The organism is Streptomyces sp. NPDC002734 (genome assembly GCF_040295685.1).
In the GTDB taxonomy this organism is placed as follows: Bacteria; Actinomycetota; Actinomycetes; order Streptomycetales; family Streptomycetaceae; genus Streptomyces.
Window position 1 is genome coordinate 38,679 of record NZ_JBEOVU010000008.1, and the last position, 23,019, is coordinate 61,697.

Annotated in this window: 22 protein-coding genes; 9 read left to right on the plus strand and 13 right to left on the minus strand. The window is 72.6% G+C overall.

Features of this window, described 5'->3' with window-relative positions:
* Positions 1-16 precede the first annotated feature (16 nt).
* Both ABT026_RS09550 and ABT026_RS09555 read right to left on the minus strand, forming a co-directional pair.
* Positions 17-697, minus strand: a complete 681-nt coding sequence (locus ABT026_RS09550; RefSeq protein WP_351113568.1) for a response regulator — start codon at positions 695-697, stop codon at positions 17-19.
* A gap of 39 nt (positions 698-736) precedes the next feature.
* Complete coding sequence (locus ABT026_RS09555) at positions 737-1,936, minus strand: sensor histidine kinase (protein WP_351113570.1); 1,200 nt, start codon at positions 1,934-1,936, stop codon at positions 737-739.
* A 145-nt stretch (positions 1,937-2,081) separates the two neighbouring features.
* On the opposite strand from ABT026_RS09555, the gene ABT026_RS09560 reads away from it, so the two are divergent.
* Positions 2,082-3,092 (plus strand): SAM-dependent methyltransferase, encoded by a 1,011-nt coding sequence (locus ABT026_RS09560; protein WP_351113571.1) that lies wholly within the window; start codon positions 2,082-2,084, stop codon positions 3,090-3,092.
* A gap of 1 nt (position 3,093) precedes the next feature.
* On the opposite strand, the gene ABT026_RS09565 is transcribed toward ABT026_RS09560, so the two are convergent.
* Positions 3,094-4,245: an NADH-quinone oxidoreductase subunit D gene (locus tag ABT026_RS09565; RefSeq protein ID WP_351113572.1), complete on the minus strand. Its 1,152-nt coding sequence runs from the start codon at positions 4,243-4,245 to the stop codon at positions 3,094-3,096.
* A gap of 82 nt (positions 4,246-4,327) precedes the next feature.
* Positions 4,328-5,944, minus strand: a complete 1,617-nt coding sequence (locus tag ABT026_RS09570; RefSeq protein WP_351113574.1) for a hypothetical protein — start codon at positions 5,942-5,944, stop codon at positions 4,328-4,330.
* A 264-nt stretch (positions 5,945-6,208) separates the two neighbouring features.
* Here ABT026_RS09570 and folP point away from each other — a divergent pair, with 264 nt between their 5' ends.
* The 5 genes from folP to ABT026_RS09595 all read left to right on the plus strand — a co-directional run bounded on the left by folP (position 6,209) and on the right by ABT026_RS09595 (position 9,238).
* Entirely contained in the window at positions 6,209-7,069 is an 861-nt protein-coding gene (folP, locus tag ABT026_RS09575; RefSeq protein ID WP_351113575.1) for a dihydropteroate synthase, read from the plus strand.
* A 4-nt stretch (positions 7,070-7,073) separates the two neighbouring features.
* Positions 7,074-7,592 carry a nuclear transport factor 2 family protein gene (locus tag ABT026_RS09580; RefSeq protein WP_351113576.1) on the plus strand — a complete coding sequence of 173 codons (519 nt, stop codon included), beginning with the start codon at positions 7,074-7,076 and terminating at the stop codon, positions 7,590-7,592.
* A 175-nt stretch (positions 7,593-7,767) separates the two neighbouring features.
* Positions 7,768-8,127 (plus strand): dihydroneopterin aldolase, encoded by a 360-nt coding sequence (folB, locus tag ABT026_RS09585; protein WP_351113577.1) that lies wholly within the window; start codon positions 7,768-7,770, stop codon positions 8,125-8,127.
* On the plus strand, positions 8,124-8,735 hold the full coding sequence (gene folK, locus ABT026_RS09590; RefSeq protein WP_351113578.1) for a 2-amino-4-hydroxy-6-hydroxymethyldihydropteridine diphosphokinase: 612 nt from the start codon (positions 8,124-8,126) through the stop codon (positions 8,733-8,735). The genes folB and folK overlap by 4 nt, the downstream gene beginning before the upstream one ends.
* Positions 8,736-8,749: 14 nt before the next feature.
* Positions 8,750-9,238, plus strand: coding sequence for a DUF3180 domain-containing protein (locus ABT026_RS09595; RefSeq protein WP_351113579.1), 489 nt, complete (start codon positions 8,750-8,752; stop codon positions 9,236-9,238).
* Positions 9,239-9,260: 22 nt separating this feature from the next.
* On the opposite strand, the gene folE is transcribed toward ABT026_RS09595, so the two are convergent.
* The 6 genes from folE to dacB all read right to left on the minus strand — a co-directional run bounded on the left by folE (position 9,261) and on the right by dacB (position 17,012).
* Complete coding sequence (folE, locus tag ABT026_RS09600; protein ID WP_351113580.1) at positions 9,261-9,869, minus strand: GTP cyclohydrolase I FolE; 609 nt, start codon at positions 9,867-9,869, stop codon at positions 9,261-9,263.
* Between the two features lie 102 nt (positions 9,870-9,971).
* Complete coding sequence (ftsH, locus tag ABT026_RS09605; RefSeq protein WP_351113581.1) at positions 9,972-12,023, minus strand: ATP-dependent zinc metalloprotease FtsH; 2,052 nt, start codon at positions 12,021-12,023, stop codon at positions 9,972-9,974.
* Between the two features lie 227 nt (positions 12,024-12,250).
* A complete protein-coding gene (hpt, locus tag ABT026_RS09610; protein ID WP_166022099.1) occupies positions 12,251-12,811 on the minus strand; it encodes a hypoxanthine phosphoribosyltransferase in 561 nt (186 codons plus the stop codon).
* 110 nt (positions 12,812-12,921) lie between these two features.
* Positions 12,922-14,016 carry a tRNA lysidine(34) synthetase TilS gene (gene tilS / locus ABT026_RS09615; protein WP_351113582.1) on the minus strand — a complete coding sequence of 365 codons (1,095 nt, stop codon included), beginning with the start codon at positions 14,014-14,016 and terminating at the stop codon, positions 12,922-12,924.
* 208 nt (positions 14,017-14,224) lie between these two features.
* A complete protein-coding gene (locus ABT026_RS09620) occupies positions 14,225-15,352 on the minus strand; it encodes an Rv3626c family coenzyme F420 biosynthesis-associated protein (RefSeq protein WP_351113583.1) in 1,128 nt (375 codons plus the stop codon).
* 109 nt (positions 15,353-15,461) lie between these two features.
* Positions 15,462-17,012 carry a D-alanyl-D-alanine carboxypeptidase/D-alanyl-D-alanine endopeptidase gene (dacB, locus tag ABT026_RS09625; protein WP_502967935.1) on the minus strand — a complete coding sequence of 517 codons (1,551 nt, stop codon included), beginning with the start codon at positions 17,010-17,012 and terminating at the stop codon, positions 15,462-15,464.
* A gap of 111 nt (positions 17,013-17,123) precedes the next feature.
* Between dacB and ABT026_RS09630 the strand changes: the two genes are divergently transcribed.
* Both ABT026_RS09630 and ABT026_RS09635 read left to right on the plus strand, forming a co-directional pair.
* Complete coding sequence (locus tag ABT026_RS09630) at positions 17,124-17,615, plus strand: inorganic diphosphatase (protein WP_351113718.1); 492 nt, start codon at positions 17,124-17,126, stop codon at positions 17,613-17,615.
* Between the two features lie 130 nt (positions 17,616-17,745).
* Positions 17,746-19,410: a threonine/serine exporter family protein gene (locus ABT026_RS09635; RefSeq protein ID WP_351113585.1), complete on the plus strand. Its 1,665-nt coding sequence runs from the start codon at positions 17,746-17,748 to the stop codon at positions 19,408-19,410.
* Between the two features lie 43 nt (positions 19,411-19,453).
* Here ABT026_RS09635 and ABT026_RS09640 read toward each other — a convergent pair whose 3' ends face one another.
* On the minus strand, positions 19,454-20,692 hold the full coding sequence (locus tag ABT026_RS09640; RefSeq protein ID WP_351113586.1) for a DedA family protein: 1,239 nt from the start codon (positions 20,690-20,692) through the stop codon (positions 19,454-19,456).
* A gap of 187 nt (positions 20,693-20,879) precedes the next feature.
* On the minus strand, positions 20,880-21,737 hold the full coding sequence (locus ABT026_RS09645; RefSeq protein WP_351113587.1) for a Sco1979 family transcriptional regulator: 858 nt from the start codon (positions 21,735-21,737) through the stop codon (positions 20,880-20,882).
* A gap of 340 nt (positions 21,738-22,077) precedes the next feature.
* On the opposite strand from ABT026_RS09645, the gene ABT026_RS09650 reads away from it, so the two are divergent.
* Positions 22,078-22,584, plus strand: coding sequence for an ATP-binding protein (locus tag ABT026_RS09650; RefSeq protein WP_351113589.1), 507 nt, complete (start codon positions 22,078-22,080; stop codon positions 22,582-22,584).
* Between the two features lie 95 nt (positions 22,585-22,679).
* On the opposite strand, the gene ABT026_RS09655 is transcribed toward ABT026_RS09650, so the two are convergent.
* Positions 22,680-22,994 (minus strand): DUF397 domain-containing protein, encoded by a 315-nt coding sequence (locus ABT026_RS09655; protein WP_502967936.1) that lies wholly within the window; start codon positions 22,992-22,994, stop codon positions 22,680-22,682.
* Positions 22,995-23,019: the final 25 nt, after the last annotated feature.

Below are 23,019 nucleotides of genomic sequence, written 5' to 3' on the forward strand. Positions count from 1 at the left end.
GGTCCGCGGTTCCCCCTCAGTCGGCTCCGCCGGCCCGGACCAGGCCGGTCTCGTAGGCGAGGACCACGACCTGCACCCGGTCCCGCAGGCCGAGTTTGGTGAGGATGCGCCCCACGTGCGTCTTCACGGTGGCCTCGGACAGAACCAGGCGGGCGGCGATCTCCCCGTTGGACAGCCCCTGGGCGACCAGCACCATCACCTCGCGCTCGCGCGCGGTGAGCCGGGCGAGCTCCAGCTCGCGAGCCCGCGAGCGTTCGTCCGGGGCGCCCGGCAGCATGGGCGCGAACCGGTCGAGGAGCCGGCGCGTGGTGGACGGCGCGACGACGGCGTCCCCGCTGTGCACGGCCCTGATGGCGGCCAGCAGGTCCCCCGGCGGGACGTCCTTCAGCATGAAGCCGCCGGCGCCCGCCCGGAGCGCGGAGAACGCGTACTCGTCCAGGTCGAAGGTGGTCAGGATCAGCACCTTGGGAGCGCCGGGCTCCGCGCAGATCCGCCGGGTGGCCTCGACGCCGTCCATGCGCGGCATCCGCACGTCCATCAGCACCACGTCCGGCCGCGCCACGGTCAGCACCCGCAGCGCCTCCTCGCCGTCACCGGCCTCGGCGACCACCTCCATGTCGGGCTGGGCGTCCAGCACCATGCGGAAGCCGGTGCGCAGCAGCGCCTGGTCGTCGACGAGCATCACGCGGATCGGCATCGGGTCCTCGGGTTCCGTGAGGGGTCTGGCTGTAGCGGGTCAGAGTGCGGGGCGCAGCGGCAGCAGGGCGCTGATGCGGAAGCCTCCGCCGGGCAGCGGCCCGGCGTCCAGGGTGCCGCCGACCATGCCGACGCGCTCGCGCATGCCGATCAGTCCCTGTCCCTGGCCGTCCGCGCCGCCGGCGACGCACAGTTCGAGCGGCGCGCCCCGGCCGTCGTCCTCGACCAGCAGGCCCAGCCCGTCGTCGAAGTAGACCAGCCGCACGCCCGCGCCGGCCTCGGGCCCTGCGTGCTTGCGGACGTTGGTCAGCGCCTCCTGCACGATGCGGTAGGCGGTCAGCTCGACGCCGCTGGGCAGCGGACGGGGGCTGCCCTCGACCTTGAAGCTGACGGTCAGGCCCGCGCCCCGGCACTGCTCCACCAGGTCCTCTATCTGCGCCACGTCCGGCTGCGGCACGTACTCGCCGCTCTCCGGCTGCTCGCCGGTGCGCAGCACGCCCAGCAGGCGCCGCATCTCCGCCAGCGCCTGGCGGCCGGTGACCGAGATGGTCTCCAGGGCCTTCTTCGCCTGGTCCGGAGCGGTGTCCATCACATAGGCGGCGCCGTCGGCCTGGACCACCATCACCGACACGTTGTGCGCCACCACGTCGTGCAGTTCGCGGGCTATCCGGGCGCGCTCGGCGGCCACCGCGATCTTGGCCTGGCTCTCCCGTTCGCGCTCCAGCCGGGCGGCCCTCTCCTCCAGCTGAGCGAAGTAGGCGCTGCGGGTGCGGCGGGCGTCCCCGAGGAGCCACACGAAGAGGAGCGGCACGGTCTGGAAGACCACGATCACCACGTTGCCGAGCAGCGAGGAGCGCTCCTCGGGCCAGCGCAGCTGGACCAGGGGAGCGGCCAGCAGGGCCACCACCAGGGTGAGCCGCGAGGCCCGCACGCTCCCGGCCACCGCGACGGCGTAGATGGTCAGCAGCAGCGCGAAGTCGGCCGGGAAGACCGGTACGCCGAAGACGAGCTGGAGGGCGCCGGTGCCCGCGGCCAGCGCCATCATCCGCTCCGGCATGCGCCGCCGCAGAGCCATCGCGACACCGAACGCCAGGGTCAGCGGCACGACCACCACCCGGTCGACCCCCGCGGAGGCCGGGGCCGAGATCGCCGTGGTCAGAGACATGAGGACGAGCAGGACCGCCCAGAAGCCGTCCACCCATGGCTGGTGGGAGCGGAAGAAGTCGTAAAGGCGCTGCACCAGTACAGGGTAGGGACGTCCACGGCCTCCCGGAGTCAGCCGGGCGGCCGATCCCCGCAGGCCGGGCGTACACCCGCAGGGGGACCCGGGCCCGCCCGGGGCGCGGGGCCGCCTAGCCTGACCGCATGGCGAAGGCGGAACGGCGATGAGGCCGGCGACGAGCCCGCAGGGCGGCCCGCAGGACGGGGCGCGCGGCTGGCGGGAGGCGGCTCACGAGGCGCTGTACGGTCCCGGCGGCTTCTACCGGCGGCCCGAGGGACCGGCCGGCCACTTCCGGACCTCGGTGCACGCCTCCCCGCTGTTCGCGGCCGCCGTCGCCCGGTTGCTGTGCCGGGTGGACGAGGCGCTGGGCCGGCCCGCGGACCTGACCTTCGTGGACATGGCGGCCGGACGGGGCGAGCTGGTCGCGGGGGTGCGGGCCGCGCTGCCGCCGGAGGTGGCCTCCCGCACCCGGTTCTGTGCGGTGGAGGTGGCGGACCGCCCCGCCGGGCTGCCGGAGCCGGTCGAGTGGCTGGAGACACCTCCGCGCGGGGTGCGCGGACTGCTGTTCGCCAACGAGTGGCTCGACAACGTGCCGGTGGACGTGGTGGAGGTCGACGGCTCCGGCGTCCCGCGGCGGGTGCTGGTCCGCCCGGACGGATCCGAGCTCGCGGGTGATCCGGTCGACGGCGAGGACGCCCACTGGCTGGAGCGGTGGTGGCCGCTGCCCGCGGAGGAAGGGCTGCGCGCCGAGATCGGTCTCCCCCGGGACCGCGCCTGGGCCGGTGCCGTGGGCTGCCTGGAGCAGGGGCTCGCGGTCGCCGTGGACTACGCGCACACCGCCGACGCCCGCCCGCCGTTCGGCACCCTCACCGGGTTCCGCGAGGGGCGCGAGGTTCCGCCGGTGCCGGACGGCACCCGGGACCTGACCGCGCACGTCGCCCTGGACTCCTGCGTGCTGCCGGGCGGCCGTCTGCTCTCCCAGCGGGAGGCGTTGCACACCCTCGGCGTCACGGGGGCCAGGCCGCCGCTCACGCTGGCCTCGTCCGACCCCGCCGGATACGTGCGCGCGCTGGCCGCGGCCTCGGAGGCCTCCGAGCTCACCGCCCCCGGCGGACTCGGCGGCTTCTGCTGGCTGCTCCAGCCGGTCGGCGTCCCCGACCCGCTGGCGCGGTGAGCTACTTGTCGATGTCGCCGACCACGAAGAAGAGCGACCCGAGAATGGCGACCATGTCGGCCACCAGCGTCCCCGGCAGCAGTTCGGTGAGCGCCTGGATGTTGTTGAACGACGCCGACCGCAGCTTCAGCCGGTACGGCGTCTTCTCCCCGCGCGAGACCAGGTAGTAGCCGTTGAGGCCCAGCGGGTTCTCGGTCCAGGCGTAGGTGTGGCCCTCCGGGGCCTTCAGCACCTTCGGCAGTCGCTGGTTGACCGGCCCCGGGGGCAGTTCGGCGAGCCGGTCCAGGCAGGCGTCGGCGAGCGCCAGCGAGTTGTGGGTCTGCTCCAGCAGGCACTCGAAGCGGGCCAGGCAGTCGCCCTCCTGACGGGTGACCACCTTCAGCACGTCGCCGAGCTCGCCGTACGCCAGGTACGGCTCGTCGCGGCGCAGGTCGAGGTCCACCCCGGAGGCGCGGGCGATCGGCCCGCTCACCCCGTAGGCGTGCACCGCCCGCGGGCTGAGCACGCCCACGCCGCGGGTGCGTCCCCGGAAGATCTCGTTGCCGAGCACCAGGTCGTCGAAGACGTCCATCCGCGACCGCGCGGCGGCCACCACGGCGCGGACCCGGTCGGTCCAGCCGAGCGGCAGGTCCTCCTTGAGGCCGCCGACCCGGTTGAACATGTAGTGGATGCGCCCGCCGGAGACCTCCTCCATGACGTGCTGGAGGTCCTCGCGCTCGCGGAAGGCGTAGAACATCGGCGTGATGCCGCCGAGCTCCAGCGGATAGGAGCCGAGGAACATCAGGTGGTTCAGCACCCGGTTGAGCTCGGCGAGCAGCGTGCGGATCCAGACCGCCCGCTCCGGGACCTCCATGCCCAGCATCCGCTCGACGGCCATGACCACGCCCAGCTCGTTGGAGAAGGCCGAGAGCCAGTCGTGACGGTTCGCCAGCATGATGATCTGCCGGTAGTCCCTGGCCTCGAAGAGCTTCTCCGCGCCGCGGTGCATGTAGCCGATCACCGGCTCGGCGCTGGTGATCCGCTCGCCGTCCAGCACCAGGCGCAGCCGCAGCACGCCGTGCGTGGAGGGGTGCTGGGGGCCGATGTTGAGCACCATGTCGGTGGTCTCGGCGGCGGCGCCGATACCGACGGTGGTCTGCGTCGTGGACGTCATGGCTTCAGTCTGGCCTACGGCGGTGGCGGGACGGTGGGGCAGGGCGGAACGGGTGGCCCCTCGCGTGGGGCCACCCGTCGCGTCAGGACGCCGCGTGCAGGTCGTCGTCCTGGCCGTCGACGTCGATCACCCGGCCGACGTCGGCCCGGTGCGCGGTCTGCTGCGACCGGATCAGCGGCTGCGGCCGGGGCTGCGGCTCGGGGCCCGATGCGGCAGGGGACGCCTGCGGGGGCTGTACCGCCTGCGGCGACCGGGGCGACGGTGCCGACCCCGGGTGCTGCGGGGCCGGCGCGGGCTGCGGGGAGTGCGGGGCCTGCGGGGCAGGCGTCGGCTGCGGGGCGGGCGCGGGGCGCTGCCGGTCGTCGCCGGCCGTGCGGTCGGTGTCGCCCTCCGCACCGTGGTCCGTCCGCTGGGTGCCGAAGAAGTCGAAGCTGCCCTCCGCCGCCGGACGACGCGGTGCGGGAGCCTCCGGAGGGACGGCGACGGCGGTCGGCACCGTGAAGTGGCCGCCGGAGGGGCGGACCGGCTTGGCGGTCGTGCTGCCGGTGCCGGCGGGTTCGCCGGATGCGACGCCTTCGCCGGGTACGACGCCCTCCGCGCCGCGCGCCTCCGGTTCCTCGGCGCCGCCGGCCCCGGCGACCGCGGGCACCCCGGCGCCCGGAGCGGCCTCACCGTCCTGGTCGGCGTCGCGGTGCGGGTCGGTGGGGTCGGGCGTGACCTCCGCCTGCGCCGCGGACGCAGCGCCGTGCGGGTGCACGGAACGCTCCGGCGCGTGGGGGTCCCGCGCCCCGGCCGCGCCGCGCGCCGTCACCACGTCCTCGGAGCCGTCCGCGTCGGCTTCGCCGCCCTCGGCCGGCGAGGCCTCGGCCGTCTCGGCCGTCAGGTCGGTTCCGGTAACGCCCGAGGTCCCTCGCTCGGCCACGACGGAGTCCGAACCGTCGGCTCCGGCACCGGCGTCGTGTCCGCCCGGCGCCTCGCCGACGCGCTCCGTTCCCTCCACGTTCTCCTCGACGGCGGCGACACCGTCCACGGCCGATCCCGCACCCGCACCCGCACCCGCACCCGCGTCCGAGTCGACGCCCGCGTCCAGCTCCACCTCGACGAGCCCCTCGACCGCGACCTCGGCCTCGACGCCCGGCTCGAGGCCGGTCTCCTCGGCGCCCGCCGCGGCCTGCAGGGCTTCCAGCGAGTCCAGCGCCTCGACGGCCTGACGGAACAGTCCGCTGCCCGCCGGGGAGAACGGACGCACCGGCTCCGGCGCGGGGGCCGGGCCGAGCGCCCGGGTCTCGCGGGCCGGGGGCAGCTGCGGAACGGGGTCGGCGGCCTCGAGTTCGAGCAGTCGCCGCCCCTCCAGGGCACTGGCCCGCTCCGTCTCCGCTGTGGCGTAGCGCCTCAGCAGCGAGGCGTGCTCGTTGCGCAGCGCCGCCAGCTCGGCCCGCTTGGACCGCAGCCGGTGCTCCAGCTTCATGCGGAGCTCGCGGCCCTCCTCCAGGTCGGCCTCCAGCTCGGCGACCCGCTCCTCGTGCTGCCACTCGGCGCTCGCCCGTGCGCGCTTCAGCTCGGCGACGTTCAGTCCGGCCGACGCGTCCCAGCGGCGCAGCGTCACGGCGGCGGCGACGCCGACGGCCGCGGCGAGCGCGGTCGTCAGCCGCAGCAGCAGCGGTTCACCGACGAACCACGGAACCACCGCACAGGCCACGGAGACAGCAGCGAACGCCGACGGAGGCAGGAGCCTGTGCAGAGGGGGTGAATGGCGATGACGTCCTCGTGGCATGGCCAGAAACTTACCGCGCGTACGCGGCCGAAGAAGCGCGGGAAGGCAAATTCGGCGCTCGCTTTCCGTCCGGACATTCCCGTTTCTTGATCAGATCGCCGGAGACCCCGCTCCTCGTCCGCATATACCTCCCCGTGCCGCGACTCCCCGGGGTCGGCGGGCGCCTCTCCCGACGCCTAGGCTGGTCGCATGAGCAAGCAGTGCGTACGCGGCCACGTCGCGGGCCTTCCGGCGTGGGACCGCTGCGCGGTCATGGGCGTGGTGAACGTGACCCCGGACTCCTTCTCCGACGGCGGCCGGTGGTTCGACACCACCGCCGCGGTCAAGCGCGGCCTCGACCTCGCCGCCGAGGGCGCCGACCTGGTCGACGTCGGCGGGGAGTCCACCCGTCCCGGCGCCACGCGGGTCGACGAGGACGAGGAGCTGCGCCGGGTGATCCCGGTGGTGCGCGGCCTCACCGCCGAGGGCGTCGTGGTCTCGGTCGACACCATGCGCGCCTCGGTCGCCGAGAAGGCGCTCGCCGCCGGCGCGCTCCTGGTCAACGACGTCAGCGCCGGGCTCGCCGACCCCGCGATGATCCCCGTGGTCGCCGCGGCAGGGGCGCCGTTCGTGGTGATGCACTGGCGCGGCCTGCTGGAGGGCGCGAACATCCCGGGCCGGTACACCGACGTGGTCCGCGAGGTGGTGGACGAGATCACCGCCCGGGTGGACGCCGCGGTGGCCGGCGGCATCGCCCCCGAGCGGATCGTGGTCGACCCCGGCCTGGGCTTCTCCAAGGGCGCCGAGGACGACCTGGCGCTCCTCGCCCACCTGGACCGCCTCTTCGCGCTGGGCCGCCCGGTGCTGGTCGCCGCGTCGCGCAAGCGTTTCCTGGGGAAGGTGCTGGCCGGCCCCGAGGGCACCCCGCCGCCCGCCCGGGAGCGTGACGCCGCCACCGCCGCCGTCACGATGCTCGCCGCCCAGCAGGGCGCCTGGGCCGTGCGCGTCCACGAGGTGCGGGCCTCGGCCGACGCGGTGCGGATCGCCGCCGCCGTCGCAGGGGCGAGGTGATCGCGTGAGCACCGCGCACTCGGACGTCGAGCAGGTCGAGCTCGCCAACACCGCCTTCTACGAGACGATCGAGCGGGGCGACTTCGAGGAGCTGTCCGACCTCTGGCTCTCCCCCGCCGACCTGGGCGTCGACGAGACGTACCACGACCCGGCGGACACCGGGGTGATCTCCTGCGTGCACCCCGGCTGGCCCGCCCTCACCGGCCGCGGCGAGGTGCTGCGGTCGTACGCGCTGATCATGGCGAACACGGACTACATCCAGTTCTTCCTCACCGACGTGCACGTCTCGGTGACCGGCGACACCGCGGTGGTCACCTGCACGGAGAACATCCTCAGCGGCGGCCCGCCGCCCGAGGAGGGGGACGATCCCGGACCGCTGCTCGGGCAGCTGGTGGTGGCGACCAACGTGTTCCGGCGCACCCCGGCGGGCTGGAAGCTGTGGTCCCACCACGCCTCACCGGTCCTCACCGAGTCGGAGGACGACGAGGGCACGGCCCCTGAGGAACCCGACATTCCGGCGTGACTCCCCCACGCGCGATTGAGGTCGCGGGAGCCGGGGTACAGGCCGGTCCCGGCCGCTCGCGCTCCCCCGAAGCGGAGGAACGTCGGCGCCCACGGGTAGATTCTGGAGAGTGGGAGCCTTCGCGCACCCGGCGCGGAACCGGCCCTCCCACCGAAGACTGCAGGAGTGATTCGTAGTGGATCGTGTCGCGCTGCGCGGCCTCAAGGGCTACGGCCACCACGGCGTGTTCCCCGAGGAGCGCGAGACGGGCCAGACCTTCGTCGTGGACGTCGTCCTCGGGCTGGACACCCGGCCCGCCGCGGCTGGCGACGACCTGACGAAGACGGTCCACTACGGCATCCTCGCCGAGGAGGTCGTCGCCGTCGTGGAGGGCGAGCCGGTCGACCTGATCGAGACCCTCGCCGAGCGGATCGCCCAGACCTGCCTCAAGCACGAGGTCGTCGCGGAGGCCGAGGTCTGCGTCCACAAGCCGGGCGCGCCGATCACCGTTCCGTTCGACGACGTCACCGTCACCATCCACCGGAGCCGTGTATGAGCCCCTCGCGTTTCGCCGGGGCCCCCGACCCCACCGTCCAGCCGGTACCGGTCTCCGTCGTCGAGGCGGTGGACGCCGCGGACTCCACGCTGTCCAACCCGCGCAAGGCCGTCCTGTCCATCGGCTCCAACCTGGGCAACCGCGTGGAGAACCTGCAGGGCGCCGTGGACGCGATGGAGGACACCCCCGGCATCCGCGTGAAGGCCGTCTCGCCGGTGTACCGCACCGAGCCGTGGGGTGTGGAACCCGGCAGCCAGCCCGCCTACCTGAACGCGGTCGTGGTGCTGAAGACCACCCTGCCGCCGTCCGCCCTGCTGGAGCGGGCGCAGGCCGTCGAGGAGGCGTTCCACCGCACCCGGAGCGAACGCTGGGCCGCCCGGACGCTGGACGTCGACATCGTCGCCTACGAGGGCCGGGTCTCCGACGACCCGGTGCTCACGCTCCCGCACCCGCGCGCCCACGAGCGGGCCTTCGTGCTCGCGCCGTGGCTGGACGTCGACGAGGCCGCGGAGATCCCCGGCCGGGGGCCGGTCGCCGACCTCCTCGCCGCGACCACCCTCGAGGGTGTGGAGCGCCGCCATGACGTGGAACTCCGGCTGCCGGAATGACGTTGAGAGGCACCGTGAGAGAGCTGCGGATCAGGACCCTCGCCCTGGCGTTCGTCGCCGTCGGTCTGCTCGCCTGGGCCGGCGCCCGGCTGTGGCAGGCGTTCGGGTCGTTGCCGGCCGTGCCGGCCGCGGCCCCCTACGTGCTCGCGCTGATCGCCGTCGCGCTGCTGGCGGGCGCGCTGTCCCTGCGGGCACGGCTCAAGGCCCAGCGGGAGCGGCAGCCGGGGGCCAAGGGCGTCGACCCGCTGATGGCCACCCGTGCGGTGGTGCTCGCCCATGCCTCGGCCTTGGTCGCGGCGCCGGTCGCCGGTCTCTACGCGGGCGTGGGCGTGTTCCTCCTGGAGTACCTGGAGATTCCGGCCCGCCGCGACCAGGCGCTGACCGCGGGCTTCGCCGCGCTGGCCGGTGTCGCGGTGGTGGCCGCCGCCCTCTTCCTCCAGCACGTGTGCCGGCTCCCCGAGGACGACGACGAGGGCGTCAGGCCCGGCGGCGCGAGCTCCTGACCCGCGCCCGTCGGCGTTCGCGTCAGCGCGCCATGATGAGGCTCATGGCCTCCGCGCGCGTCGCGGAGTCCCGCAGCTGACCGCGGACCGCGGACGTTATGGTCTTCGCGCCCGGCTTGCGGATCCCTCGCATCGACATGCACATGTGCTCGCACTCGACGACCACGATCACGCCGCGCGGCTCCAGGATCTCCATCAGGGAGTCGGCGATCTGCGTGGTCATCCGCTCCTGCACCTGCGGACGGCGGGCGTAGACGTCGACCAGGCGGGCCAGCTTCGACAGACCGGTGATCTTGCCGGTGGTCGACGGGATGTACCCGACGTGCGCGACGCCGCGGAAAGGCACCAGGTGGTGCTCGCAGGTCGAGTAGACCTCGATGTCCTTGACCAGCACCATCTCGTCGTGGCCCAGGTCGAACGTGGTGGTGAGCACGTCCTGGGGCTCCTGCCGGAGCCCGGCGAAGATCTCCTTGTACGCCCGCGCCACCCGCGCCGGCGTCTCCCGCAGACCCTCGCGGTCGGGGTCCTCACCGACCGCCAGCAGCAGTTCCCGGACGGCGTTCTCGGCCCGCTTCTCGTCGAAGGGTCCGACGACGGTGCCCTCGCCGTCCAGCGTGACGGGGTCGGTCATGTGTGGTGCCTCGTTCCTCAGCCTGACTGTGCAAATGGGAGCGCCCCCCAGGCTAGAACCTGGGGGGCGCGACCATCATTCCGGGTCGTCCGGCTGCGTGACTCAGCTCTCAGGCCGGTCCTGACCGTTCTCCGGACGCGGCTCGGGAGCCGGCTCGGCGGACGCGGCGCCACCCGTGAGGGTCTTGCCGGTCGAGCCGTTCGCCCCGTTGCTGCCGTTGGTCAGGGCGAGCTCCCGCGGCGAGAGCACCGGAGGCCGGGTGGACGGCGTGCGACGGGACGAGCCCGTCCAGGCCGGCCGCGGCGGACGCTTGACGATCGGAGCGAAGACCTCGGCGATCTGCTCCTTGTTCAGCGTCTCCTTCTCCAGCAGCGCCAGCACGAGGTTGTCGAGGACGTCGCGGTTCTCGACCAGGATCTCCCAGGCCTCGTTGTGCGCGTTCTCGATGAGCTTCTTGACCTCTTCGTCGACGAGCGCGGCGATCTCCTCGGAGTAGTCGCGCTGGTGCGCCATCTCCCGGCCGAGGAACGGCTCGGTGTTGTCGCCGCCGAACTTGATCGCGCCGAGACGCTCGGTCATGCCGTACTGGGTGACCATCGCGCGGGCCAGACCGGTGGCCTTCTCGATGTCGTTGGCCGCGCCCGTGGTCGGGTCGTGGAAGACCAGTTCCTCGGCCGCCCGGCCGCCCAGCATGTAGGCGAGCTGGTCGAGCATCTCGTTGCGGGTGGTCGAGTACTTGTCCTCGTCCGGCAGGACCATGGTGTAACCCAGGGCCCGGCCGCGGCTCAGGATGGTGATCTTGTGGACCGGGTCGGAGTTGGGCGAGGCCGCCGCGACCAGGGCGTGTCCGCCCTCGTGGTACGCGGTGATCTTCTTCTCCTTGTCCGACATGATCCGGGTCCGCTTCTGCGGGCCCGCGACCACGCGGTCGATCGCCTCGTCCAGCATGAGGTTGTCGATCAGCTTCTTGTCGCTGCGGGCCGTCAGCAGGGCGGCCTCGTTCAGGACGTTGGCGAGATCGGCGCCGGTCATGCCGGGGGTGCGGCGGGCGACGGCGGTCAGGTCGACGTCGGGCGCGACCGGCTTGCCCTTCTGGTGGACCTTCAGGATCTCGAGGCGGCCCTGGAGGTCCGGGCGGTCCACGGCGATCTGGCGGTCGAAACGGCCCGGGCGCAGCAGCGCCGGGTCGAGGATGTCCGGCCGGTTGGTGGCGGCGATCAGGATGACGCCGCCCTTCACGTCGAAGCCGTCCATCTCGACGAGCAGCTGGTTCAGCGTCTGCTCGCGCTCGTCGTGACCGCCGCCGAGGCCGGCGCCGCGGTGACGGCCGACCGCGTCGATCTCGTCGACGAAGACGATGGCCGGGGCGTTCGCCTTGGCCTGCTCGAACAGGTCACGGACCCGGGAGGCGCCGACACCGACGAACATCTCGACGAAGTCGGAACCGGAGATCGAGTAGAACGGCACGCCCGCCTCGCCGGCCACGGCACGGGCCAGCAGCGTCTTGCCGGTTCCGGGCGGGCCGTACAGCAGCACGCCCTTGGGGATCTTCGCGCCCACCGCCTGGAACTTCGCGGGCTCCTGCAGGAACTCCTTGATCTCGTGGAGCTCCTCCACCGCCTCTTCCGAGCCGGCCACGTCCGCGAAGGTGGTCTTCGGGGTGTCCTTGGTGATCAGCTTGGCCTTGGACTTCCCGAAGTTCATGACCCGGGAGCCGCCGCCCTGCATCTGGTTCATCAGGAACAGGAAGAGCAGCACCAGCAGGAGGAACGGCAGCAGTGACAGCAGGAAGCCGACGAACGGGTTGGTCTTCGAGGGCGACACGGTGTAGCCCTCGGGGATCTTCTTGTCCTCGAACTTCTGCTGCAGCGTCTTGGCCAGGTCGACGCCCTGGTTGCCGATGTAGCTGGCCTGGATCTTGGAGGCCTTCTCGACCTCCTGACCCTTCTTGAGCTCGACCTTGATGGTCTGTTCGTCACCGGTGGTCAGCTGCGCCGACTGCACCCTGTCGTCGTTGATCGCCTGAACGACCTTGCCGGTGTCCACCGTCTCGTAGCCGCCGGACCGGCCGACGACCGTCATCAACACGATCACGGCAAGGACGGCCAGCCCGATCCACATAACCGGCCCACGGAAGTATCGCTTCACGTCCATCCATACGGAGCGATGCCGCCCCGTCCCTCCTGCCATCGTGAGATTTGATAAAGGCTGTTCTTCGGACGGTACCCCAGCTTCGCCCACCGAAGCCGCATGGGACGGCCGACGATCCGCCTACGGGTACTCCAACGGCCCGCGCGCGCCAAGGGTTCCCGGCCGCGGGCGGCCGTGCCCGGTGGTTGCTCCAGGTGGCCGCCGCGGCCGGGGTCGCCCCGGTCGGCGGGTCAGCCGCCGTAGACGTGCGGGGCGAGCGTCCCGACGAACGGCAGGTTGCGGTACTTCTCCGCGTAGTCCAGGCCGTAGCCGACGACGAACTCGTTGGGGATGTCGAAGCCGACCCACTCGACGTCGATGGCGACCTTGGCCGCCTCCGGCTTGCGCAGCAGCGTGCACACCTTGAGGGAGGCCGGCTCGCGGCCGCCGAGGTTGGAGATCAGCCAGGAGAGCGTGAGGCCCGAGTCGATGATGTCCTCGACGATCAGGACGTGACGGCCCTTGATGTCCGTGTCCAGGTCCTTGAGGATCCGCACGACGCCCGAGGACTTGGTGCCGGCGCCGTAGGACGACACCGCCATCCAGTCCATGGTGACGGGGGTGGACAGCGCCCTGGCGAGGTCCGCCATGACCATCACCGCGCCCTTGAGGACACCGACGATCAGCAGGTCCTTGCCCGCGTACTCCTCGTCGATCTTCGCGGCCAGCTCGGCCAGCTTCGCGTCGATCTCTTCCTTGGTGATGAGCACCTGCTGAAGATCGGCGCCCATGTCTTTCGCGTCCACCCGCATCACTTTCGGTCGTCCCGCTGGAATGGCCACGCGAACCGCGCACGGCTCGCGCACAGGCCTCACCGCCCCGGCCCGGTTCCCGGGAGGGGAAGCGGGCAGAGGTCCGGCGGTCAGCCTTGCCGGATCACCAGTCTGCCACCCTGCCGCCGGGCGACGACGCGACCGGGCAGGTTGATGGCCCCCTGGCCCCTCCATCCGGTGATCAGCCGGTCGATCTCCTCGATGTGCCGGGCGAAGAGGGAGCCCGCCGGGGCGCCCGCGTCGAGGGCCGCCCGGCGCAGCACGCGGCGGCGCACGGCGGGCGGCAGGGTGTGCAACTTGGCGCACTCCAGGAAGCCGGAGTCGTCCCGGACGGCGGACTCGGCCTGGCCGGCCCAGGCGTCCAGGGCGTCGGCGTCGTCACGGGAGAGCTGCGCGGTGCGGGCGAGCGCCTCGACGACGCCCTTGCCGAGCGCCTTCTCCAGCGCGGGCAGCCCTTCGTGGCGCAACCGGGAGCGGGTGTACGAGGGGTCGGTGTTGTGCGGGTCGTCCCAGACGGGGAGGGACTGCGCCATGCAGGCCGTGCGGGCCGTCTGCCGGTCCAGCTCGAGGAAGGGGCGCCGGTAGCGGCCGCCCGTGCCGGAGATGGCGGCCATGCCGGACAGCGAGCGGATGCCGGAGCCGCGGGCGAGCCCGAGCAGCACCGTCTCGGCCTGGTCGTCGCGGGTGTGGCCGAGGAGCACGGCGACGGCGCCGAACCGGTCGGCCGCCTCGTCCAGCGCGGCGTAGCGGGCGTCGCGGGCGGCGGCCTCGGGGCCGCCCTCCCGCCCGACGGTCACGGCGACCGACTCGCAGGGGTCGAGTCCGAGCTCGCCCAGGCGCTGCACCACCTCGGCGGCGCGCTCGTCGGAGCCGGACTGCAGGCCGTGGTCGACCGTCACGCCGGCCGCGCGGACGCCCAGCTTGGGCGCCTCGAAGGCGAGGGCGGAGGCGAGCGCCATGGAGTCGGCGCCGCCGGAGCACGCGACCAGCACCAAGGGCCCGGCGCCCGCCCCGGGGGCGGCGGACGGCGCGGGCACCGCCACCGGGGAGCGGGCGGCGTCGCGGGCGCCGACGCGGGTGGCGGCACGGGCGGGGACGAACGTCGAGCCGTGCTCGGCGAGGAGGTCGTGGAGGACGCGGCGGACCGCCAGGCGTATCGCCGCGACCGCAGGATGGGGACCCATTGTCCGGTTCCCTTCATGAAGTTGTTCGGGAAAGCCGACCCGGAGGACGGTCACACAGAGTGCGTTGATGGTGACAGAAACAGGTCGGTATCCGAGCATCGCACGCCCGCCTTGGGAACACGCTCCCTCGGAAGGGTGATTGCTCGGGCGTTGCCCTGCCGCCAACCGGACGCCCGTGTTCCATATTCGGTCACGGCCTGTGCTTCCGTCAGCCCCCGTCGCGCGAGGCGCCATGCACCCGGCTGACCCAGTCGGCCGGGGCGTGGATCTCCGACGGCGTGGGCAGCGTGTTGGGCGACGTCCAGACGCGGTTGAAGCCGTCCATGCCGACCTGCTCGACGACGGCCCTCACGAACCGCTCGCCGTCCCGGTACTGGCGCAGCTTGGCGTCCAGGCCCAGCACCTTGCGCAGCACCAGGTCCAGGCGCGAGGCGCCCTTGGCACGGCGCTGCTGGAACTTCTCCCGGATCTCCGCGACCGAGCCGACCACCTCGGGGCCGACGCCGTCCATCACGTAGTCGGCGTGCCCCTCCAGCAGCGACATCACGGCGGTGATCCGGCCGAGCACCTCGCGCTGGGCGGGCGTCTGGACCAGGTCGACCAGGGACCGCTCCTCGTCCTCCCGCTCCTCGCCGCGGCCGCCCACCAGGGCCTGGGCGGCGTCGCGGACCCGCTCGAGCAGCTGGGCGGGATCGACGTCGGCCTCGGCGAGGAAGGACTGGATCTCGCCCCGCAGGTGGTCGCGCAGCCAGGGCACGGCGGAGAACTGGGTGCGGTGGGTCTCCTCGTGCAGGCAGACCCAGAGCCGGAAGTCCGAGGGGTCCACCTCCAGTTCGCGCTCCACCTGGACGATGTTCGGCGCGACCAGCAGCAGCCTGCCGCCGCCGTTCTCCCCGCCGGGCAGGTCGCCGGTGGCCGGGGCGAAGGTCTCGTACTGGCCGAGCACCCGGGAGGACAGGACCGAGAGCAGCACGCCGAGTTCGACCCCGGTGACCTTGCCGCCGAGCGCGCCCATCACCACGCTGCCCGGCTTGCCCGCCCGTCGTTCCTGCATCTTGCCGAGCAGGGGGCGCAGGATCTCCCGGAAGCCGGCGACGTTCGCCTTGGCCCAGCCGGGCCGGTCGACGACCAGCACGGGGGTGTCGTGCACCTCGTCCCCGCCCATCCGGGTGAAGGCCCGGACGTGCTGCTCCGATGCCTTCGCGTGCCGGCGCAGTTCGGCCACCACGGCCCGCGCCTCGTCGCGTCCGACCTCCGGGCCCGGCCGCACCAGCCGGGCGGCGGTCGCCACCGCGAGATCCCAGTCGACCATTTCCGTACCACGGAAGCTCGTCATGTCGTCCACGGTACGGGAGCCCACGGAAACACGTACGGTCCCGGAGACCGCTTCCGCGTCCGCCCGGGTGGGCCTCCGGCTCCGTCCCCGGCGGCCCCCCGGCGGCCCGTCAGGTCCGGCAGCCGCAGGACGCGACGGTGGCGGCCAGGCGGTCGAGGGCCGACTCGGCCGGTTCCTTCGCCGGGGTGCCCTCGGCCAGGAAGGCGAAGGCGAGCAGGCGGCCCTCGGCGTCCACGGCGGTCCCGGCCAGGGTGTTCACACCGGTGAGGGTGCCGGTCTTGGCCCGCACCAGCCCGGCCGCGGCCCCGTCCCCCGCCCGGCCGCTGAGAGTTCCGCTGAACCCGGCGACCGGCATGCCGGTCAGGACCGGGCGCAGCTGAGGACGGCGGGGGTCCGCGGCCAGCGTCAGCAGCCGGGTGAGGGCGCGGGCGCTGAGCCGGTCCTCGCGGCCCAGTCCGCTGCCGTCGGCGAACCGGACGTCCTTCAGCGGCACGCCCAGCCGCTCCAGCTCTCCGCGGATCGCGGCGCCGCCGCCCGCGAAGCTGCCCTCGCCGCCGGTGGCCAGCGCTGTCTGCCGGGCCAGCGTCTCGGCGATGTCGTTGTCGCTGTTGGTCATCATCCGCTCGACCTGCGCGGCCAGCGGGGCGGACCGCACCCGGGCCACCGCCTCCGCCTTCCGCGCGGCCTTCGCCGGAGCGGGCGCCCCGGCGCGGATCCCCTTCTTCTCCAGCAGACCGGCGAAGACCTCCGCCGCGTGCGCCGCCGGGTCGGCGACCCGTGGGGCCGGGCCGTGGTCCGAGTCGTCGGCGCGGCCCTCGTCGACCGTGAGCGCAGTGACCGGAGAGATGTTCGGGTTGACCCCGATCGGGTGAACCTGGGGGCCCGTGAAGAGGGAGCCGTCGTACCGGAGGGCGACCTCCTCGACCCCTCGCTGCCGCAGCGCGGTCGCGGTCGCGGAGGCCAGTTCCCGCAGGCCCGCCCACTTGCCCGGCTTCTCACGGGCCGTCAGCGTCGGGTCCCCGCCGCCGACCAGGACCAGCTCCCGGACGCCCTCGTCCTTCTTCGCCTTCCCGGCGGCCGGGGGCTGCAGCACGGTCCGGGTGGTGAACCGGTGGTCGGGGCCCATGGCGGAGAGCGCGGCCACTGCGGTGGCGATCTTGGTGGTGGAGGCCGGGAGCAGCGCGGTGTCCCCGCCGCGCTCGAACAGCGTCCGGCCGGTGGCCACGTCCACCACCGCCGCGGAGCCGCGGGAGCCCAGCGCGGGGTCGTCCAGCAGGGGGCCGAGGACGCGCTCGAGACCCGCCCTGGTGGGCAGGGCTCCCGCCGCGGCGCCCGCGTGACCGGCCTTCTCACCGTCCGGCGTCTCACCCAGACCGGCGAGCACGGCCACCGCGTCGAGCCGTGCCGCGGATTCGTCCTCCGCGGCCGCGCCCCGGGTGGGGCCGGCGTCCACGGAAACGGATGCGGGGTGTTCACCCCCCAGTGCCACCGCGTGGACCCGCTCGGCCGTACGCTGACCGCTGGAGTCCCAGGGACCGGCGGCCGTCACCACCCCGGCGGCCAGCAGGGCCCCGGAGACGGCGGCGCAGACCGTGTACCGCCCGACCGGGTCGGACCAGCGCGCCACCGTTCGGGCGCCCCGCGCGAACAACGGTCGCACGCGCCGCTGTTCCCCCGGCTCCGGCACAACGACCACCCCTTTCGCCAGCACCCACCTGCGTAGGGGACACTTAACCACCAGAACTATGTGCTGATCATGGAGGAGCCACCGGTGGAGTTCGACGTCACGATCGAGATTCCGAAGGGTTCGCGCAACAAGTACGAGGTGGACCACGAGACCGGTCGTATTCGCCTGGACCGGCGACTCTTCACCTCGACGATGTACCCGGCCGACTACGGGTTCGTCGAGAACACCCTCGGCGAGGACGGCGACCCGCTGGACGCCCTCGTCATCCTCGAGGAGCCGACCTTCCCCGGCTGCCTCATCCGCTGCCGCGCGATCGGCATGTTCCGCATGACGGACGAGGCCGGTGGCGACGACAAGCTGCTGTGCGTCCCCGCGTCGGACCCGCGCGTGGAGCACCTGCGCGACATCCAGAACGTGTCGGAGTTCGACCGCCTGGAGATCCAGCACTTCTTCGAGGTCTACAAGGACCTCGAGCCCGGCAAGTCCGTCGAGGGCGCCGACTGGGTCGGCCGCGCCGAGGCCGAGGCCGAGATCGAGCGCTCCTTCGCGCGACTGAAGGAGCAGGGCGGTCACTGACCGCCGTCCCGCCTGATTACGGCGGGCGCCACGGGCCGCGTCATCCCGCACGGGTGGCGCGGCCCTGCCGTGTTCAGGGCCGCCTACCCTGGGTACGCGGCACACCGATCATGAACTGCCGGGAGCAAGGGTGACCGAGGCGGAGGACCGCAAGCCCCAGAGCGACGAGGCGAGGAGCGCTTTCGCCCCTCCGCCGGGAGTCGTCGCGGCCCCGCCCCCGGTGGACAACGAGTCGTCGACCACCTCGGAGTTCGCCGTCCCGCAGGGGCTGCTGCCGCCGGAACCCCCGCCGTCCGAGCGCACCGAGGGTTCCGCGTTCCGGCCGCCGTCCTCCACCACCGGCCAGCACCCGATGCCGCCCGCCTTCACTCCGGCGGCCGGCATCCCCGCCCTCCGGCTGACCCGGGACGTGCCCTGGCAGGACCGGATGCGCACCATGCTCCGGATGCCCGTCATGGACCGCCCGGCGCCCGACGTGGTGCACCGGGGGGAGGACGAGACCCGCCCCGCGGTACCCCGCGTCATGGACCTCGCCCTGCGTATCGGCGAGCTGCTGCTGGCGGGCGGCGAGGGCTCGGAGGACGTCGAGGGCGCCATGTTCGCGGTCTGCCGGGCCTACGGCCTGGACCGCGTGGAGCCCAACGTCACCTTCACCCTCGTCTCCGTCTCCTACCAGCCCTCACTGGTCGAGCCGCCGGTCAGCGCCTCGCGCACGGTGCGCCGCCGCGGCACCGACTACACCCGGCTGGCCGCGGTCTTCGCCCTGGTGGACGACCTGAGCGACGCGGACGAGGACAGCCCGGTCACCCTGGAGGAGGCCTACCACCGGCTCGGCGAGATCCGGCGCAACCGGCACCCGTACCCGACCTGGGTGCTCACCGTCTCCGCGGGACTGCTGGCCGGCGCGGCCTCCGTGCTGGTGGGCGGCGGGGTGCTGGTGTTCCTGGCGGCGGCGGTCGGCGCCATGCTCGGCGACCGGCTGGCCTGGCTCTGCGCGGACCGCGGGCTGCCGGAGTTCTACCAGTTCGTGGTCGCGGCGATGCCCCCGGCCGCGATGGGCGTGGCCCTCACGCTCGCCCACGCCGACGTACGGGCCTCCGCGGTGATCACCGGTGGGCTGTTCGCGCTGCTGCCGGGGCGGGCCCTGGTGGCGGGCGTCCAGGACGGACTGACCGGCTTCTACATCACGGCCTCCGCCCGCCTGCTGGAGGTCATGTACTTCTTCGTCGGCATCGTCACCGGAGTGCTGATCATCCTGTACTTCGGGGTGCAGCTCGGCGCGCAGCTCAACCCGGACGCGTCGCTGGCGATCGTCGAACGCCCGGTCGTGCAGATCTTCGCCTCCATGCTGCTGTCGCTGACCTTCGCGGTGCTGTTGCAGCAGGAGCGGTCGACGGTGCTGCTGGTGACGCTGAACGGCGGTGTCGCCTGGGTGGTGTACGGCGCGATGCACTACGCGGGCGACCTCTCCCCCGTCGCCTCCACAGCCGTGGCGGCGGGCCTGGTGGGCCTCTTCGGCCAGCTGCTCTCCCGTTACCGCTTCGCCTCGGCGCTGCCGTACACCACGGCGGCGATCGGTCCGCTGCTGCCGGGTTCGTCGACCTACTTCGGTCTGCTGGGGTTCGCGCAGAACAACATCGACCGCGGGGCGGCCTCGCTGAGCCAGGCCGCGGCGCTGGCCATCGCCATCGCCATCGGGGTGAACCTCGGGTCGGAGGTCTCCCGGCTGTTCCTCCGCCTCCCGGGCGAGGCCGCGGAACGCAGGAAGGCGGCGAAGCGGACCAGGGGCTTCTGACCCCTGGCCCGCCTCGCCGCCGGTGCCGTCGTGCCGCCGCGGGTCAGCGCCGGGGGCGCTGAGGGTGGCCGTTGCCGCCCTGCGGGGGGTACGGCTGCTGGGGCGGCTGCTCGCCGCCGTACGGCTGCTGGGGCGGCTGCTGGGGCTGCTGCCCGTGGCCGCCCTGCCCGTAGCCGCCCTGCCCGTACGGCTGCTGCGGGGGCGCACCGTCGTAGGGCTGCTGCGGCTGGGATCCGTACTGCTGCTGCCCGCCGTACCCGTCGTACCCCTGCTGCTGCGGCTGCTGCGGCTGCTGCGGCTGCTGGGCGCCGTGCTGCTGGGGCCGACCGTACTGGCCGCCCTGCCCGTAGCCCTGCTGCTGCCCGTATCCCTGCTGGTCGTAGCCCTGCTGCTGCCCGTAGCCCGGCTGCTGCCCGTAGCCCGGCTGCTGCTCGTAGCCCGGCTGCTCGTAACCGGCCTGCCCGTAGCCCTGCGGGGCGTGCTGCTGCGGGTGCTGGTGGGACTGCTGCTGGGGGTGCTGGTGGTGCTGCGGCTGCTGCTGCCCGCCCTGCTCGGGGCGGAGGAGGAGCGGGCGGGTCGCGTCGTCCATCATCGGGTAGCGGCCGTCCTGCGACGCACCGTCCGTTCCGGGGCCCTCGCCGTCGCCGTTCTGCCCGTCCTTGCCCTTCTTCCCGCGTGCCCTGAGCAGCTCGAAGGCGATCGGCAGCACGGAGATCAGGACGATCAGGATCAGGATCGCCTCGATGTTCTTCTCCACGAAGTCGATCCGGCCCAGCCAGGAGCCGAGCAGCGTCACGCCCGCGCCCCACAGGATGCCGCCGATGACGTTGAACGTCAGGAAGGACCGGTACCGCATGCCGCTGACGCCGGCGATGATCGGCGTGAAGGTGCGCACGATGGGCACGAAGCGGGCCAGGACCAGCGACTTCGGACCGTACTTCTCGAAGAAGTCATGCGCCTTGACGACGTTCTCCTGCTTGAAGAAGCGGGAGTCCGGCCGGCTGAAGAGCGAAGGACCGACCTTCTTGCCGAACATGTAGCCCACCTGGTCGCCCAGGATCGCGGCGAGGCAGATCAGCGCGATGGCACCCCAGAGGGGGAAGTCGAGCGTGCCGGAGGTGATCAGCATGCCGGTCGTGAAGAGCAGTGAGTCGCCCGGCAGGAAGAATCCGAAGAAGAGCCCGGACTCGGCGAAGACGATGAGCAGCAGACCCGCGATGCCGAAAGTGTTCAGCAGGTAGTCGGGATCCAGCCAGCTCGGTCCCAGGGCAAGAGTCGTCACGGTTCCGGGCTCCTGAGGGGTGAGGGGAGGGAAGACGGCGCGGTTTTCGGACTACCGCACAAAGCTACCAACGCCCTACCGGTACCCCGGGTTCCACCAGGGCGCACAAGGCCGGGCTCATCCGCCCGGCCCTGCACCCTCACCCTGCCCCCTCGACGCTCCGGCCGCCACGCCTCCTCGCGCGCCCTCAGGACAGCTGGAGGAGCCCTCGCAGGATGTCCCGGCTCTCCTCCGGACCAGGGCTGTCCCCGAGGAGCTCCCGCATGGCCCGCTCGTACTGGACGACGTCCTCGCGCTTGTCCAGGTAGAGGGCGCTGGTCAGCTGCTCCAGGTAGACCACGTCGGAGAGGTCGGACTCGGGGAAGCTCAGGATGGTGAAGGCGCCGCTCTCGCCGGCGTGCCCGCCGAATCCGAAGGGCATGACCTGGAGCCGCACGTTGGGCCACTCGGACACCTCGATGAGGTGCTGCAACTGGCCACGCATCACGTCCCGGCCACCGTAGGGCCTCCGCAGCGCCGCCTCGTCCAGGACTATGTGGAACTGCGGGGCGTGCTCGGAGACCAGGTACTTCTGCCGCTCCAGCCGCAGCGCCACCCGGCGGTCCACCTCGGCCGGCGAATGGGCCAGGCCCCGCGAGACGACGGCGTGGGCGTAGTCCTCGGTCTGCAGCAGGCCGTGGACGAACTGCACCTCGTAACCACGGATCACCGAAGCGGCGCCCTCCAGCCCCACGTAGGTGGGGAACCAGTGCGGCAGGACGTCGGTGTAGCTGTGCCACCACCCGGCGGTGTTGGCCTCCTTGACCAGCGAGAGCAGCGCCCCCCGTTCTGCCTCGTCGTCGACCCCGTAGAGCGTCAACAGGTCTTCCACGTCACGGGCCTTGAAGCTCACCCGCCCCAACTCCATACGGCTGATCTTCGATTCGGACGCCCGGATCGAGTAGCCGGCCGCCTCCCGCGTGATCCCGCGAGCCTCCCGAAGCCGCCTCAGATGCGCTCCGAGCAGCATCCTCCGCACCACCGATCCCGACTCTCCCGCGCTCATGTCAGCCACCCTCCCCGGCCGTGCCCCTGGCAAAGTCTGCCACCAAATCACTCCGAGCTGTACTCATCCGGTTACGGAAAGACGAACTCGGTGGCCGACGTGGACCCCCTCCAGGCGGGATCCTGCCCGTCCGGCGGCCGAAACTGAACCCTCCGGCGCGCTCCACGCGACCGGAAACCAACGGGCGGATGGCGGAAAAAATGACCAAGAAACGGTACGGCGCAGCGTATTTCAGACGCGTGCACGTGCATCTGCCCTTGCATCTGCTGGTCTCATCCGAAACCATGGGCCTCGCACCACCGCCATATCGCCGCGACCGCGAATCCCGGGAGTGCCTCGCATGGGGACGAATGGATCGACCATGCTCGAGCCGCTACGGCAGGGCCTGCCGCCGATGGACCCCGCGACCGTCTCCAACGCCGCGACCTGCGCCCTGCCCGCCCGCTACGACGCGGTACGCGAAGCCCGCCGGTTCACCCGCGGCACTCTCGGCCAGTGGGACATAGGGGATCGCTTCGACGACGTCTGTCTGGTCGTGTCCGAACTCGTCACCAACGCCCTCCGCCACGCCCTGCCCGCCGACACCGCGCGCGCCCCCGAGCAGGACCCTCCGGTACGGCTGCACCTGATGCGCTGGTCCGAGCGGCTGGTGTGCGCGGTCCGCGACCCCAGCCTCGAATCCCCCGACCCCCGCGACCCGGACGTCGACGACGACTGCGACGCGGAATCCGGGCGCGGACTCTTCCTCGTCGAGTCCTTCAGCGACGGGTGGGGGTGGCACCCGGTCACCGGCGCCCTGGACGGCAAGGTCGTCTGGGCGCTCTTCCGACTGCCCTCGGCCGGCTGAGAAGGCCGTCGACGGAAAAGGCGTCGGCGGAGAAGGCCGTCGGCGGAGAAGCCGACGACAGCGGAGCCGACGACGGCAGAGCTGCGTCGGTGGACTCAGCCGACTATCAGGTGGTCGAACTCGCCGTCCTTGATCCCGAGGAGCATCGCCTCGATCTCGGCGCGCGTGTAGACGAGCGCGGGCCCGTCCGGAAAACGGGAGTTGCGGACGGCCACCTCACCGCCGGGCAGGCGCGCGAACTCCACGCACGAGCCCTGCGAGTTGCTGTGCCGGCTCTTCTGCCACGCGACACCCTCGAGACGGGTGGCCGCCATGCCGTTGTGCACCCGCGTCGGGCCCGGCATGACCGGACGCGACGGACATCCTGACGCCTCGTCAAGGTCGTACCCGTCGTACACGTCGTGATCCACAGGTAGCTCCCCGGTGATGCACCGG